Origin of the sequence: Blautia sp. HCP3S3_H10_2 (genome assembly GCF_052122375.1) — a bacterium.
Lineage (GTDB): Bacteria > Bacillota > Clostridia > Lachnospirales > Lachnospiraceae > Blautia_A.
On sequence record NZ_JBQKCL010000015.1, the window covers coordinates 98,932 to 114,511 of the forward strand.

The 15,580-nt window shown below is 45.8% G+C and carries 8 protein-coding genes; 1 reads left to right on the forward strand and 7 read right to left on the reverse strand.

The annotated features are described in order from the left end of the window. Positions 1–38: 38 nt before the first annotated feature. Complete coding sequence (locus ACTQWB_RS15230) at positions 39–2,591, reverse strand: family 78 glycoside hydrolase catalytic domain (protein WP_441502225.1); 2,553 nt, start codon at positions 2,589–2,591, stop codon at positions 39–41. Positions 2,592–2,812: 221 nt separating this feature from the next. On the opposite strand from ACTQWB_RS15230, the gene ACTQWB_RS15235 reads away from it, so the two are divergent. Then, entirely contained in the window at positions 2,813–3,691 is an 879-nt protein-coding gene (locus ACTQWB_RS15235) for an aldose 1-epimerase family protein (protein ID WP_441502224.1), read from the forward strand. A gap of 146 nt (positions 3,692–3,837) precedes the next feature. On the opposite strand, the gene ACTQWB_RS15240 is transcribed toward ACTQWB_RS15235, so the two are convergent. The 6 genes from ACTQWB_RS15240 to ACTQWB_RS15265 form a co-directional block, all read right to left on the reverse strand. Continuing rightward, entirely contained in the window at positions 3,838–4,890 is a 1,053-nt protein-coding gene (locus tag ACTQWB_RS15240; protein WP_441502223.1) for an acyltransferase family protein, read from the reverse strand. Between the two features lie 213 nt (positions 4,891–5,103). Then, the gene (locus tag ACTQWB_RS15245) at positions 5,104–6,498 is read right to left on the reverse strand and encodes a glycine--tRNA ligase (protein ID WP_441502222.1); all 1,395 of its coding nucleotides are present in this window, start codon (positions 6,496–6,498) and stop codon (positions 5,104–5,106) included. A gap of 310 nt (positions 6,499–6,808) precedes the next feature. After that, positions 6,809–7,576: a DNA repair protein RecO gene (gene recO, locus ACTQWB_RS15250; protein ID WP_441502221.1), complete on the reverse strand. Its 768-nt coding sequence runs from the start codon at positions 7,574–7,576 to the stop codon at positions 6,809–6,811. A gap of 2 nt (positions 7,577–7,578) precedes the next feature. Continuing rightward, positions 7,579–8,487, reverse strand: a complete 909-nt coding sequence (gene era, locus ACTQWB_RS15255; RefSeq protein ID WP_441502220.1) for a GTPase Era — start codon at positions 8,485–8,487, stop codon at positions 7,579–7,581. A 29-nt stretch (positions 8,488–8,516) separates the two neighbouring features. Then, positions 8,517–11,441, reverse strand: coding sequence for an insulinase family protein (locus tag ACTQWB_RS15260; RefSeq protein WP_441502219.1), 2,925 nt, complete (start codon positions 11,439–11,441; stop codon positions 8,517–8,519). Between the two features lie 256 nt (positions 11,442–11,697). Continuing rightward, the coding region (locus ACTQWB_RS15265) for a SpaA isopeptide-forming pilin-related protein (RefSeq protein ID WP_441502218.1) at positions 11,698–15,580 on the reverse strand (3,883 nt) is incomplete at its 5' end.

A 15,580-nucleotide genomic window follows, 5' to 3' on the forward strand; every position in this document is an offset into this window, starting at 1 on the left:
GCACCTTCTGGAGCGTGTTTAAAATTTCCCAGGAAATCTCAGCCAAGCAGCTCTTCATAGGAATAACTGCCGCTTCCTTCTGTAACCTTTCGTCCTGATGGAAGTATGATTTCGCATTTGGTTCCGGCAGGAACTTCTGTTTCCAGCTTAAAGCGGCCGTTCTCTATGGTCCATGAAACCCGGATCCGGCCATATGGAGTATTTACATTTCCTATAGCCCAGGAAAGGCCACCGCCAGGCTGCGGTGCAATGCGAAATGTCTTATATCCTCCCTCTGTGGCTTCAATTCCCAGAATACGTCTGTAAAAGAAATCCCCCACTGCACCATTTGCATAATGGTTGAAGGATACCATTCCACCGCTTCCGTTGTCCTCCCCCAGATTGCAGCTGCCATCCTCCCGGAGGGCATCCCAGCGCTCCCACATGGTCGTCGCACCAGCTTTTACCTCATAGAGCCAGGAAGGGCAGGTATCTGTGAGAAGCATTTTGTACGCATCCTCCAGATAGCCGTTATCTGCCAGGGCGAAAAGCACATATGGCGTTCCCGGAAATCCTGTTTTTATATTATAATTGTTATCACGGATCAAATTTACCAGATTTGCAGCCGTTGTCTTTTTGTCATTTCCAGACAGCATATTGTAATACAAGGGCAAAACAAACGCGGTCTGAAAATCTCCACCTTTAATATGGCAGTTTTCATCCATCAGAATATTGCGGTAAGCCTGGGCTGTTTCCTGGCTTAATTTCTTATATTCCTCTGCCTCTTCTGTTTCTCCCAGAATTCCGGCAATTTCTGAAACAATTCCAGATGAATGTGCAAGACAGGCAGTTCCAGTCCATTTTCCACGCTTCATCCAGTCTTTGTAGCCCATATCCGGCGCACACCAGTCACCATAATGGAACAAAAGCTTCCAGATCCGTTTGTTTTTGGGAGTAGAGAAAAGTCCCGCCCAGAATTTACATGCTTTTATATATTTTTTCATGGAAGGGTACATTTTTCGCAGAAGTTCTATGTCACCTCTTGCCTTATATTCTGCCCATGGAACAAGAATACAGGCATCTCCCCAGTGATCTGCGGCCAATGGGAACATCATCTCAAACTGCCCCGGAATCTTTACCATGGGAACGATCATGGGTATCCCTCCACCTTGGTTCTGCTCTGCCCGCATGTCCTTCAGCCATTTGTCAAAAAAGCGGCTCATGTCAAAATTATAGGCAGCTGTAGGCGCAAAAAGCGCAATATCACCTGTCCATCCCAGACGTTCATCCCTCTGTGGACAATCCGTAGGGATATCTACGAAATTGGATTTGGCACTCCATTCAATGCAGGATTGAAGCTTATCCAGCATAGGCTCTGAACAGGAAAACTCTCCATTTTCCGGAAGGTCTGAATACAGCGCGACCGCCTTTAATTTTATTCTATCCACAGGGATTCCGCTTACCCCAACATACCGAAATCCCATATAGGTCATCCTTGGCGAATATTTCTGTTCGCCTTCTTTGCAGATATAAACAGCCTGCTGCCTGGCACTTCGCAATGGTTTTGTATATAATTCTCCGTCCAGAAGGACTTCCGCATGATGAAAAACAATCCTTTCTCCGGCTCTTCCCTGTATGTCTGCCTGTATCACACCTGCCATATTCTGGCCGAAATCATAGATCAGCATCCCAGATGGGGATATCTGGCAGGATATTGGTTCAAACTGTTCATGAGCTTTTACCAGGCTTCCATACTGGGCCAGCAGCTGGGGCCTGATTTTCACCTTTTCAATACTGGCATTGCAAAAAGAAGCTTTTTCCAGATTCACAGTCCCATCATAGACTTCACCATCATAAAATTCTGCCTCCCGGAAATTTCCATTTTCCGTCACCTGCCAGGTTTCATCTGTGCTTATGATTTCCTGTGTACCATCCTTATAGAGAATGTGGATTTCTCCAAGAAATGCCTGTCGTTTTGCATAGATCCGGTTCATTCTTTTGTAGGTATAAGAGCCAGCTGCCCAGCCTCCGCCCACAACTGCCACAAGCTGGTTTTGTTTCCTTAATTCTTCTGTAATATCGTACATCTGATACTGAAGCTGATGTTTATAGGAGGTATAGCCTGGAGCAAAATAATCATTCCCCACCTTTTTGCCATTCAGCTCAAGTTCATAGATTCCAAGGGCTGTGGAATAAATTCTTGCCTGTCTGATTTCCCCTTTTATGGAAAAATCCTTCTTAAATGTCATTGGTCTGGGGGATTTTTTGCGCTCTTTAAACTGATAAGCACCGTCTGTTATCCAGGAAGCGTTCCATTCTTTTCCCATAAAACCGGTTTCAAACTCCAGGGAAGTGCTTGCCGTTTCCCCATAATTATCTGTAATTTCCAGAGTTGCCAGATATCTGGTAAAAGGAGTCAGTTTAGGTCCATTATACACAATTCCTGTCTGCTGTCTGAACTCCTCCATCCAGTTATTCACAGACAACACTGCCTTTTTCAGCAGAACATTTTTCTCTGAACTTATCATGGAAAAAGAAAATACAGGTGCCGGATTGTCTGTAACACAACCGGAAGACAGATTTTCGACTTTAAATTCGTTAATGCGTAACATAAGCTAAACTCCTTCAACTATTTTATTTCTTCATATCCATAACGGATGCTGTTAATACGTTTTTTATAGCACATCTCGCATCTCTGTGGGAGATTTTTTTCCAAATGGTGCTTTTTCTGTCCCAAATGGCAGCCCAAAAGATCCTAATTCCAAATTAAGATACACAATTGTCACCCACCGTAGTATAATATACCCAACATCACACACGGAGGTTTTACATCATGAAACGAATTATCGAAAATGATTTTCTGAAAGTAACGATTGAAGACCATGGTGCTGAGCTTGTGAGCATCTATGATAAGGAAAAAGACAGAGAAGTGATCTGGCAGGGAGATCCGAAATTCTGGGGCCGTCATGCGCCGGTTCTTTTCCCAAATGTAGGAAAGCATTATAAGAACTGCTACCGCATTAACGGTCAGGAGTATGCTTCCAGGCAGCATGGCTTTGCCCGTGATACAGATTTCACATGTATTGATTCCACACTGGATTCTGTGACTCATCAGATCCGCTCCAACGAAGAAACTCACAAAGCGTATCCTTACGATTTCGTGCTCCGCATCCGCCATATCCTGAAAGGACGTACTCTTACAGTCAGCTGGAAGGTTGCAAATAACAGTGAAGGCGACATGTATTTCGCAATTGGCGGGCACCCGGCATTCAATGTGCCTGTACTGCCAGATACCAGAAGAAGTGATTACCGCCTGACCTTTGATGGACAGGACAGCCTTACCTATCTTCTTCTGGATCCGGAAACCGGTACTGCCAAAGCGGACGAGAAGAGCACTCTTACCTTGGAAAACGGCACCTGCCAGATTGATGACCATATGTTTGATCACGATGCCCTGGTATTTGACAATCAGATCACAAAGGCTGGCATTGCTCTTCCAGACGGCACTCCTTATGTGGAGCTCCGTTGCGTAGGCTTCCCCAACTTTGGCATCTGGTCTGCTTCCTCTGAAGCCCCGTTTGTCTGCCTGGAGCCATGGATGGGACGCTGTGATGACTGCGGATTCAACGGAGAATTATCTGAGAAACCATTTATCAACCATCTGAAGATGGATGAGATGTTTGAGACAGCATATACCATTGAGGTATTCTAAAACCATTCTTCCACTTCTTAGAATAAGTTTCTAAAGCGTGGGCCCGTTATCTACATAGGCAAAAAATCGGTACACTTCCTCTTTTTTTGAAGTGTACCGATTTTTTTACTCATTTAATCCTTTTCATATAGCTCCATGAAACATCTTTACTCACAACCTTTTGCCTGTGAAGCCATCCTCAATTTTTTCCTTGCATAAATATAAACCGCCACCATCAACACAGTGATGGCAAACACAAACACCATCCCATACTGATGATATCCTCTTGCCAGCAGATTTTTTCTGCCTTTAAAGCATCTGGACAAAGCCTGCAGGACCGCGTAGTGGAGAACATAAATAAGCATGGAATAGTCTTTTCCCACTTTTGCCAGCATGCTGGTAAAAGCATTCTCCCTGTAAAAGTTCTGCCAGCCAACGAAAAGAAGGAAAATACAGATTGCCAGAAAAATGGTTCCGGCGTACTCTTCCTGGGTTCCAAGAGCATTTCTCTTTTCCAGCCACTTTTGTTCCAGAAGAGCCAGGTTCCAGAAGAAGGGAACACCGCATAAAAGGACTGCCAGCTTATTTTTGTCCAGAAAGCTAAGAAGGGCTTCCTTCCTGGAGCCAAACCAGCATCCCAGCCAGAAGAATGGCAGACCACAATACAGAAAATTTCTCGCATAATAAACATGACAATAATCTTTTCCAAGAAGGAGCAGGGAATAATTTCCCTTTATGAGATTTCCCACCAACAACACCGGAATCAGCAGATACGCCAGCTTCTGCAAGCCCAGATGCTCCACAATAAATGCAATGATAAGCACATAGAGAAGAGCCTGCAGATACCATAAATGAGGCGAAAGCGGAGAAAGATTCCACAAAACGAAATCCTCTGGTACTCTTTCCTCAAACCGGGCCAGCAGTGCTCCTTTTATATTTTCCCCTGTCTCAACTGCCAGAAGGATTTTCCACAGCAGGTAAAACAGATTCGCACCAATGGTAATGGTAAAAATTTTGCCAAGCTGCTTCAGTTCCCGCTTTCTCGCCACTGTTTCCGGGTAAAAAAAACCAGTGATCATGAAAAACACAGGTACTGCAAAGCGGCACAGGATCACAAGCTCTGCTCCTCTTTGTATTTCCAGAGGCTTGTGGATCTCCACTACTGCAATGGCAGCCAGGCATTTCAAAATATCAATACACGTCCAACGTTGTTTCTTCATTTCCTCGTAACTCCAAAATCCAAAGAACTTAACTGCCCCGCGGGCAGCACCATAAATAGTATCCACTGACAATCCATCCATGGTATTTCTTAACAGTTGAAAGGGACTAACTTCCCATACAGATAGAAAGTCAGCCCCCTTTTATTCACTTTATTCGCTCTATTATTCCGAAAAATACCAGCCACATAAATTTCTTAAATGCGTTCCCACATCTTAGAAAGTAAATTTATCAGCAAAATAAGCATCCAGCTCGTCGATCTTAATACGAACCTGCTCCATGGAATCACGGTCACGAACCGTAACCATACCATCTGTCTCAGAATCGAAATCATAGGTTACACAGAACGGAGTACCGATCTCATCCTGTCTTCTGTAACGTTTACCAATGTTTCCACGGTCATCGAACTCGCAGTTATATTTCTTAGATAACTGGGCGTAGATCTTCTCAGCACCCTCATTCAGCTTCTTGGAAAGTGGAAGCACACCGATCTTAACCGGTGCAAGTGCCGGATGGAAATGAAGGACAGTACGCACATCATTCTTCTCTGCGTCAAGAACTTCCTCATCATATGCACTGCAAAGGAATGCAAGAACTACACGGTCAGCGCCAAGTGACGGCTCAATTACATATGGAATATATTTCTGCTTCTTCTCATCATCGAAGTAAGTAAGATCCTGTCCGGATACATTCTGATGCTGGGTAAGATCGTAGTCAGTTCTGTCAGCGATTCCCCAAAGCTCGCCCCATCCGAATGGGAAAAGGAACTCTACATCTGTGGTAGCCTTGCTGTAGAAGCTCAGCTCCTCTTTATCATGGTCACGGTAACGGACTTCCTCATCCTTCAGGCCAAGGGAATGCAGCCAGTTCAGGCAGAAGTTCTTCCAATATGCAAACCACTCAAGGTCTGTGTCCGGCTCGCAGAAGAACTCAAGCTCCATCTGCTCAAACTCACGGGTACGGAATGTAAAGTTACCAGGTGTGATCTCGTTACGGAAGGATTTACCGATCTGACCGATACCAAATGGAATCTTCTTACGGGATGTTCTCTGGACATTCTTGAAGTTTACGAAAATACCCTGTGCTGTCTCAGGTCTTAAATATACAGTATTCTTCGCATCCTCAGTTACGCCCTGGAAGGTCTTGAACATCAGGTTGAACTGACGGATATCTGTGAAATTATGCTTACCGCAGGAAGGACATGGAACATTATGCTCTTCGATGAAATTCTTCATCTCTTCCTGGGACCATCCGTCTACAGAGCTCTCCAGCTCGATGCCATTCTCCTGGCTGTAGTCCTCGATGATCTTATCTGCACGGAAACGCTCATGACACTCTTTACAATCCATAAGCGGGTCAGAAAAGCTTCCCAGATGTCCGGAAGCGATCCAGGTCTGCGGATTCATCAGGATAGCGCAGTCAACGCCTACGTTATACGGAGACTCCTGAATAAATTTCTGCCACCATGCACGTTTCACATTATTCTTCAGCTCTACACCAAGGTTACCATAGTCCCATGTATTAGCCAGACCACCGTAGATCTCAGAACCCGGGTAAACAAATCCTCTTGCTTTTGCCAGAGCAATAATCTTGTCCATTGTTTTTTCCATGATATCTCTCCTCATTGTTTGATAGATGATTTTCTAACATTATACTCGTTACTTTTCATTTTGTAAAGTTTTACCACGTACTCAATTTTATGATACCAGGGTCAAAAGGTCAAAAAGCTGTTCGTGCTTGCACGATAAAGCTTTTGATCTTGGGACCCGCCAAACATGAGGAAGTAGCGATTTACGTAGTAAATCAGCGGATTCCGAATGTTTGAAGGATTGTGGGAGCAGCGTAGCTGCGGAACAATCCGTGGTATCGAGTTAGTGTCAAAAGACCTTTTGACACTAACATCATTTTTATACATTCTAACTACACCATAACCTCCAATATCTGCAGGCTTTTAAATTTCTTGTCTGTATTTCCCGCCACATAAGGCTGTATATGATGTTCCAGCTCCCACAGGACTTCTTCTGTCACTGTAAAGCTGTACAGCTTCGTCATCGGCGCACTGACAATATACTGCATGGTATAAAGTGCAGCCGGGGAAATCCGCTTCGCTGTCCGTACCTCCTGGATGTCCGCCTTACGCAGACATCCCCCGTCCAGAATACCATGTGCCTCCTGGGAAAAATACAGGTTGCCTTCCCCGTCAGGCGCTTCCCCACAGTTTACACAGTGAAAAAGCTCCGGCATCAATCCCTGCTCCGTCATTGTACGGAGCTCAAAAACACAACGCACCAGCCGGTCATCCAGTTCCGGATTCAGAAGAGCCTTCACAGCAAGATAAAGAAGATTCATCATATTCTTTTCATCTGTGCCCTCTCTTCCGAAATAATCGGCAAGCTCCAGGAAATAGTATCCATAATAAACTCCCGGCTGCCTGGTGGCAAGCTCCACAAAATGATGGGTCACGGTCACCTGGTTCAGATTATAGCTGCTGCGTCCCTCATACAGAGTGAAATTCCCGAATACAAAAGGATTCGCCGCCGCCATAAAGGGACTGTTCTGACGTCTGGCACCTTTGGCAAAGGCAGAAATCTTCCCCCGTTCCCTGGTAAGAAGCACGATCCGCTTGTCATAATCCCCTACCGGCTGGGCCGAAAGCACAACGCCCTGTACCGTGATCAGATCACTCATTTTCAGATTTCCTTCTTATCGTAACCAAAGTTTTTGATCATAAAGTCACTGTCACGCCAGTCTTTTTTCACTTTTACCCAAAGCTTCAGATTCACCTTGGAATCCAGCATCCGCTCCAGCTCATATCTGGCGTTGCTGCCGATCTTTTTCAGCATGGCGCCGCCTTTTCCGATGATAATTCCCTTGTGAGAATCTCTCTCGCAGATAATAGTCGCTTCGATATCTATCATAGGATTTTTGCCAGGACGTTCCTTCATCTTGTCAATGGCTACTGCAATTCCGTGCGGAATCTCTGCATCCAGGGCATGAAGAGCTTTCTCACGGATCACCTCTGCTACGATCTGGCGCTGGGGCTGATCCGTTACGGTGTCCTCATCATAGAACATTGGTCCATAAGGCAGATATTTCAAGATACTGTCGATAATATCATCTGTATTCTGTCCACGAAGGGCTGAGCATGGAATAATCTCGGCAAAATCGCAGATCTTGCGGTATGTGTCAATCGCCGGAAGAATCTCCTCTTTTTTCACGGTATCGATCTTATTGATGATCAGGATAACCGGCACACCAACGCCCTGCAGCTGCTCTGCAATATGGCGCTCTCCTGCGCCGATAAAGGTAGATGGCTCAACCAGCCACATAATAGCGTCAACCTCTTTCAGGGTACGCTCTGCAACAGCTACCATGTACTCTCCAAGCTTGTTTTTCGCCTTGTGGATACCAGGGGTGTCCAGAAAAACGATCTGTCCCTTATCACAGGTATAAACGGTCTGGATACGGTTTCTGGTAGTCTGGGGTTTCTTGGATGTGATAGCGATCTTCTGGCCGATCAGATGGTTCATCAGGGTAGATTTGCCAACGTTCGGGCGGCCGATGATAGCCACAAATCCGGATTTAAAATCTGGTTTCATTTATTATATCCTCATTCTTTCTTATATCTTCAGCAGCTTACCAGCGGCTTCGTCTCCATAAATACGTCTTTGTCCTTCTCAATGGCGCTCTCACTTCCCACCACGCAAAGCTGGTCGTCGGAAAGTACCGCTTCGATCAGCGGTGCCAGTGCATGAATATCTTCTACAGTCGCATTCAGGATCTGGTCACGCTCTTTCTGCATCATCTCTACGGTAAGGCCGCGGAAATATGCCATTCTGCCAAGTGCGCCCTGGGTCTGTGGAGTACGCGGCACATCTTTTCCACTGATGGTTCCGATGATATATTTGGTCATTTCCCGCTCATCTGCTGCAAAAGTACGCACATATTCCGGTACCCCCTGGTATACATCCAGAGTACGGCGAAGATGAGGATCCCTGTAGGAAACGAAGAAACTCTCTCCGCTTCTCTTAAAGCCGCTCATACATCCATATGCGCCGCCTTTTACGCGGAGATTGATCCACAGGTAATCATAACTTAAAGCCACCTTCAGAATCTCCAGCGCACCAGTGTAAGTAAAACCTTTCTTTACAAAATTACCGGTTCTGGCCACATACTGAACCTGACCGGAGGTCTTGAATCCTTCGTTCTTTTTCTCACAGGTTATGGAAACCTCTGGAACCTGGCAGGAGCACTCTGGCAGGCTCTTCTTCAAAGCAGCAAAAAGAGTTCTCATCTGCTCCACCGATTCTCTCTCTCCTGTGTAGCTTACCATAAACGTATCCGGGCGGATGATCTCTGCCATCGCATTCTGCAGTCCGGCCACGATCTCACCCTTTTTCTCCTGGAAATTCTTCTCCAGGTCTTCAATAAATTTATAATAACCAACACCTGCCATTTCATCCTGATAGCGTGCCATCGGGGAACCATAGGAAGCACCGCGCAGCACTGCTGTCTGGTGGCCTGCCCCGATCAGGGAAGCCTGACCTCTTGATTTGATCTCGCAGATGATCTCATACAGACGCTTGGTATCTGTGATTTTGGACGTATTCAGAATCTCCTCCATCATCTGGAAAAGGAAATCCATCTGGGAATACAACGCTTTACCGCGGATGGTGAACATGGTACGGAATGCTTCCGGATCATTGGCCTTGTCAAATACATCCACACCGCACTGGATGCCACCGGTTCTGGCATTGGTCTCATTAAACAGCTGTCCGTATGTGTAATTCTCTGTATCCACATAGCCAAGAACCGCTTTCAGAAGGCCCAGATAGTGCACCTTCTCCACTGCCAGGTCTTTGATCTCAAACATCACGTTCACATAACCGATTCCATTGGTGCACACATCCTGGTACAAAAACAGGCTGTCATCCACCTGAAGCTCCTCATTGGAAAAGCCATTGACCTCTTTGCGGATATCAGAGCGCTTCAGCATCGGAATACATTTCAGGTTCTCCGGGTCTTCCTCAGACTCCTGATAATCCTCCAGTGCTTTTGTCTTTCTCACCATTTCCTCCAGCTGCTCATCGGAAAGACTGCTTCTGTAAGCCTCCAGCTTATCTGCCAGCGCTTTCTCTCTTTGAGCTGCAAGACCGCGCTTCGGCACAAGGGTAAGGATCAGGCCATGTGTATTATCCAGAAGCCATTTCTGGATCAGCTCCTCGAAATAGCCCTCGTTTACTTTCTTTTTCAGTTCGTCATAGATTGCCAGAAGCTTCACCTGGGAAAATACATTCTCATCATCAAACATCCAGTTTCCTATGATGTCAAGACCATACATCAGTCCCTTCGGGTAAGAGCCGAAATCTGCCTCTCTGTAACGGAACTCCATATAGTTGATTCCGGCAAGAACTGCTTTCTTATCAATTCCATTCTTCACAATGTCCTGAAGGCTGCTGCGGATAATGGACAGAAACTGCTCCTTCTGGCTGGTCTTCGCCCCTTTTGCCACAATGGAAAAGAATGGCTGTAAAATTCCATCGCTGTAATCCCCATAAATGTCCTTACCGATTCCGGCATCCAGAAGGGCCTGCTTCACCGGCGCGCCAGGTGCGCTGAGCAGTGCATAATCCAGCACATCAAAGGCTACCCCAAGGGTGCTGTCCATGGCATCTCCCACAACCATATTGTAGGAAAAATAGGTATTGTCCTCTTCTTCCTCATTCTCTGCAACCGGGTATGCAATTTCCAGATCTTTCACCTGGGAAAATGCTGCCTGTCTGGGAATCGCAGAATCCACATCCAGGGCATCAAACGCCGACAGATATTTCTCATCGATAAAACGAAGCTTCTCCTCCATATTCATATTTCCATACATGTAAATGTAGCTGTTGGACGGATGGTAATAAGTACGGTGGAAGTCCAGGAATTCCTCATAGGAAAGCTCCGGGATGTTCTCCGGATTACCGCCGGATTCCGCACCGTAGGTATTATCCGGGAAAAGATTGTTCATGATCTCCCGCTCCAGCACCTCGTCTGGGGAAGAAAATGCCCCCTTCATCTCATTATATACCACGCCATTGTATGTGAGGGGGCCTTCCTTCTGCTCCAGATGATAGTTCCAGCCCTCCTGGCGGAAAATCTCCTCTTTCTGATAGATATTCGGGTAAAAAACAGCGTCCAGATATACGTGCATCAGGTTCTGGAAGTCCTGGTCATTGCAGCTTGCCACCGGATAACAGGTCTTATCCGGATAAGTCATGGCATTTAAAAAGGTATTTAAGGAGCCCTTCACCAGCTCTACAAATGGGTCCTTCAGTGGAAACTCACGGGAGCCACACAGAACGCTGTGCTCCAGAATATGTGGAACACCGGTACTGTTCTTCGGTGTGGTACGAAATGCAATGGAAAATACCTTATTCTCATCATCATTCTCGATCAGGACCAGTCTGGCCCCGGTCTTCTTGTGGCGAAGCAGATATCCGGTGGAATGGATGTCTGTCAGATTCTCTTGCTTTACGATCTCGTATGCAGGAATGTTCTCTTTTTTCATTTTTTCCTCCAAAAATCTCAGGCTTGCCCGCCAGATAGCGGCAAATCTCCTGAAATTGATTTTATTTTCTAGCATATCCAGGCTCTCGCAAAGTATGCCTGAACTTCATTCGTAACGTTTATTATAACATTGTGTTGCCTGGAAGTGCAATAGAGTTGGATGGGAAAATTTCCCAGGAAAGACGAACCGCCCCTGCAGGCGGATCTGGTAGGATTCCTTCCTGCAGGGGCGGTTCTGATTATTTAATTGTGATTAGTTAATCCTGTTCTTTTTTACGGCGTCTTCTGGTTGTTTCTTCGATTGCAAGGGCTGCAAGGAAGAGCATTGCCATATAGAATCCGATTGGTGTGTCATCACCAGTCTTAACGCCTGTGGATGAGCTTGGTGTTGGTGTTGGTGTCTCCTCAGGAGTTACAGTAGGTGTGGCTTCCGGCTGTTCCTGATTGATGATGGTTACCTTAGCATTGAGGTTATTTTCATCAAAGTATACATTTCCGTCTTTAACAGTCACTACATACTTAAATCCTTCCGTACCAGCAACCAGATTTCCCTCTGCATCAGTCTCTGCAACATAGAGATTAAAGGATTCACCAGGCATTACAACCGCCTGAGTGCTCTCAGATACAGTAGATCCGCCAGCAAGGTCAAGCGTGAGGATGTTCTTCTCAGTTCTTGTGGAAAGAGTTGTGCACTCTTTGTCATCAAAGATACCTGCATAGAAGACTCCATCGCTTTCCAGGGCATTTCCGTCGGCACCAAGAAGCTCCTTGGTTACATTCAGATTTGCGATCTTGTAGAATCCATCCGGCCATTCGTTGAACTGGTTCTCGAATGTGATGCTGCTCTTTGCGCCATCCTCTGTTACGGTGATCTCCTTGCCCTGCGGATAAACTGGGATATAAACTTTTCCATCAGGTGTCATGCCTGATTCAACTGCCTTTCCTGCTTCGTCAGTCTCACTTACATAGTAGGTTCTTCCAAGATCCACTCCTGTAAATGTGACAGTTGAAGAAGATGCATTCTTGAACTCGAGTGCTTTTACATCAGAAGCAAGGATCGTGCATTCTTCATCTGCAAAAAGTGCTACGTAGAAGGTCATGTCTTTTGCACCAGCAAGTGCATCGTTCAGCTTCAGTTCCTTCGTGATCTCAATTGCAGCTGTCTCGCTCTTGGTCATGGCATCCTTCATCTCAACTGCATTCTTGGTATCATCCGCATCAACGGTGAAGGTGATCGGCTCTGCGATCTCATATCCTAATGGGGCTTCTGCCTCAACCAGTTTGTAGGTTGCACCAAGAACAAGTTTTGCTGTGATCACATGTGGAGTACCATCTGAAACCCACTCTTCCACAACCTTGTCATCTGCATCCACAACCTGAAGTTTTGCTCCGGAAAGAGCTTTCAGGCTGGTATCATCCACCTTGGAAATGGTGACCTTGGTAGTGTCATTGACAAATTTAATTGCTTCTTCCGTGTAATCTTCACCATTCACCTTGGTGGTAAGCTTCAGAGTACCATCTCGGTTGTCTTCTACTTCTACGGTTACTGTATAAACAGTGTTGTCATATACGTAGATGTCCGCTTCTGACGGGATTTTCTCGTTTACCGTGTAGGTGAAAGTCTGTCCAACTGCTTTCTCATCATAGGAAAGCTTGCTGAAGTTGATCGCACCGTTTTCATCGTTCTTAACAGTTTCAATTACATTTCCGTCGGCATCTTTCAGCTCAAATTCGAAGGTTCCAAGCTCTTCGCCTTCTACCTTCATGGACTTCTGGGCTTTCAGTTCAAGGTCAGCGGAAGCACTGTAGGTGTTAGTGAAGGCAACTGCTTTTGCAAAGCTGCTTTCCTCTTCCGGTTCACCATTCTCTACAGGTTTGCCGTTCTCTACAGGTTCTCCGTTCTTTGTGACTGCGGTAACTTTCGCTGTTAACTTGCCTGCATTGTCATCTGTTACGTCTACTTTTACAACGTATTTGCTTTCATCATACTGGTATGCCGGTTTCTCATCTTTTACTTCGGTAATCTGGTAATAATAGCTTCCGGATTTCTCGTACGTGATGATTGGGAATGTGATGGCACCGCCGTCAGCATTCTTCACAGTTTCGTTGTAACCATTTTCTACTGCATTTCCATCTGCATCAATTTCTGTTGCCTGGAAACTGAACTGATCTGCTTCCAGTGTCTGACCCTCCAGAGTCTTGGTTGCACTGAGGACGATCTGACCAGATGTCTTGTAGGTGTTGGTAAATTCCATGCCTGCTACAGTCGCATCCTCGGATGTGGACTTGGAGGAATGGATCACTGGGGTTACGGTTAAGGTACCGTTTCCAGCATCTTCTACGGTTACGTTGATGGTGTAGATGGTGTTGTCGTAGGTGTAACCAGCTGCGTCGCCTTTCACCTCATTTACAGTGTACAGGTAGTCGCCGATAGCATCTACTTTCTTGTCTGTGTCATCTTTGTAAGCTGCATCTTTTACAAGGTTGTACTCGATTGCATCAAAGATTACGTTTCCGTCAGCATCATTGGTCTTGCTCTGAAGCACATTGCCATCTTTATCCCGAAGCTCGAATGTAAACTGACCTGCTGCAAGTGATGTCTCTGTGGTTGTCAAGGTCTTCTTAGCTGTCAGATTCAGAGATCCGGATGCGGAGTAGGTGTTCTCCATCGTAACTACATTGTCAGTGTCATCCGCACTTACAGTAAACTCGACAGATTTTGCTAAAGCATAACCTTTTGGTGCAGATTTCTCAACTAATGTGTAGGTTTCACCAAGAATCAGTTTGCCGATGATTACGTGTGGTGTTCCATCTGTGGTCCAAGTCTCAATTGGGTTGCCATCTTTATCCTGGATTTCAAGTACTACACCTGAAAGCTGGTTGCCAAGGGCATCTACTTTGGTGATGGTGGCTTTGGTAGGCGTATTTGTCATTGATACTTCATATACTTTTACCTCAGCCTGTTTTGCAAGAACTTCTTTTACTTGTGTCTTTGCTGCATCTCCGCTTGGCGTCACATAGCCTGTCGGTGCCTTTGTCTCTACAAAGTAATAGCTTCCTGGGTCTACACTTATCTCAATGATTCCGTTTTCATCTGTTACTAACGACACTTCATTGATCTTGGTGTCCGCCTTTCCTTCTTCCGCACGGTATAAGTCGAACTCTGCTCCCGCAAGTTTTTTACCGTCTGTTCCGGTCTTCTCCAGTTTCAGCTTTCCTTCGTTTTCCTCCGTGTTGCTTACATTAGTCGTATACGTTACTACGAATGCCTGGCCTGCTTTTACTACTACGGTCTCAGTCTTAGCATCTGTTCCAACCGGGGTTACATAGCCTGACGGAGCTTCTGTTTCCACAAAGTAATAGCTTCCCGGTTCTACATTATCAACTGTGATCTTTCCATCCTCGCCAGTCACATAAGAGCCACGCTTTTCATCTGGATCTCCAACCTTATACAGGTCGAATTTTGCTCCCTCAAGAGCTGCTCCTTCTGCTCCTGTCTTCAGCAGTTCCAGTTTTCCTTTACTTTCTTCCGTATTACTCTTCTCGAATGTATAGGTTAACTTTTCCTTCTGGCCTGCTTTTACCGTCTTTGTCTCTGTCCTTGCCGCTTCACCGCCTGGTGTTACGTAACCTGACGGTGCTTCTGTTTCTACAAAGTAATAACTTCCCGATTCTACGTCATCAACTGTTATCTTTCCATCCTTGCCGGTCACATAAGAGCCACGCTTTTCATCCGGATTTCCAACTTTATACAGGTCGAATTTTGCTCCCTCAAGGGCTGCTCCTTCTGCTCCTGTCTTCAGCAGTTCTAGTTTTCCTTTACTTTCTTCCGTATTACTCTTCTCGAATGTATAGGTTAACTTTTCCTTCTGGCCTGCTTTTACCGTCTTTGTCTCTGTCTTTGCCGCTTCACCGCCTGGTGTTACGTAACCTGACGGAGCTTCTGTTTCTACAAAGTAATAGCTTCCCGGTTCTACGTTATCAACTGTGATCTTTCCATCTTGGCCAGTTACATAGGAACCACGATTTTCATCCGGATTCCCAACTTTATACAGGTCGAATTTTGCTCCCTCAAGGGCTTTTCCCTCTGCTCCTGTCTTGACCAGTTCCAGTTTTCCTTTACTTTCTTCTGTATTGCTC

Bases quoted from the DNA above. Each gene is read 5' to 3' on its own strand.
- ACTQWB_RS15230 (WP_441502225.1), bottom strand. From the start codon at position 2,591: ATGTTACGCATTAACGAATTTAAAGTCGAAAATCTGTCTTCCGGTTGT.
- ACTQWB_RS15245 (WP_441502222.1), bottom strand. From the start codon at position 6,498: ATGGAAAAAACAATGGACAAGATTATTGCTCTGGCAAAAGCAAGAGGA.
- era (WP_441502220.1), bottom strand. From the start codon at position 8,487: ATGAAACCAGATTTTAAATCCGGATTTGTGGCTATCATCGGCCGCCCG.
- recO (WP_441502221.1), bottom strand. From the start codon at position 7,576: ATGAGTGATCTGATCACGGTACAGGGCGTTGTGCTTTCGGCCCAGCCG.
- ACTQWB_RS15235 (WP_441502224.1), top strand. From the start codon at position 2,813: ATGAAACGAATTATCGAAAATGATTTTCTGAAAGTAACGATTGAAGAC.
- ACTQWB_RS15260 (WP_441502219.1), bottom strand. From the start codon at position 11,441: ATGAAAAAAGAGAACATTCCTGCATACGAGATCGTAAAGCAAGAGAAT.
- ACTQWB_RS15240 (WP_441502223.1), bottom strand. From the start codon at position 4,890: ATGAAGAAACAACGTTGGACGTGTATTGATATTTTGAAATGCCTGGCT.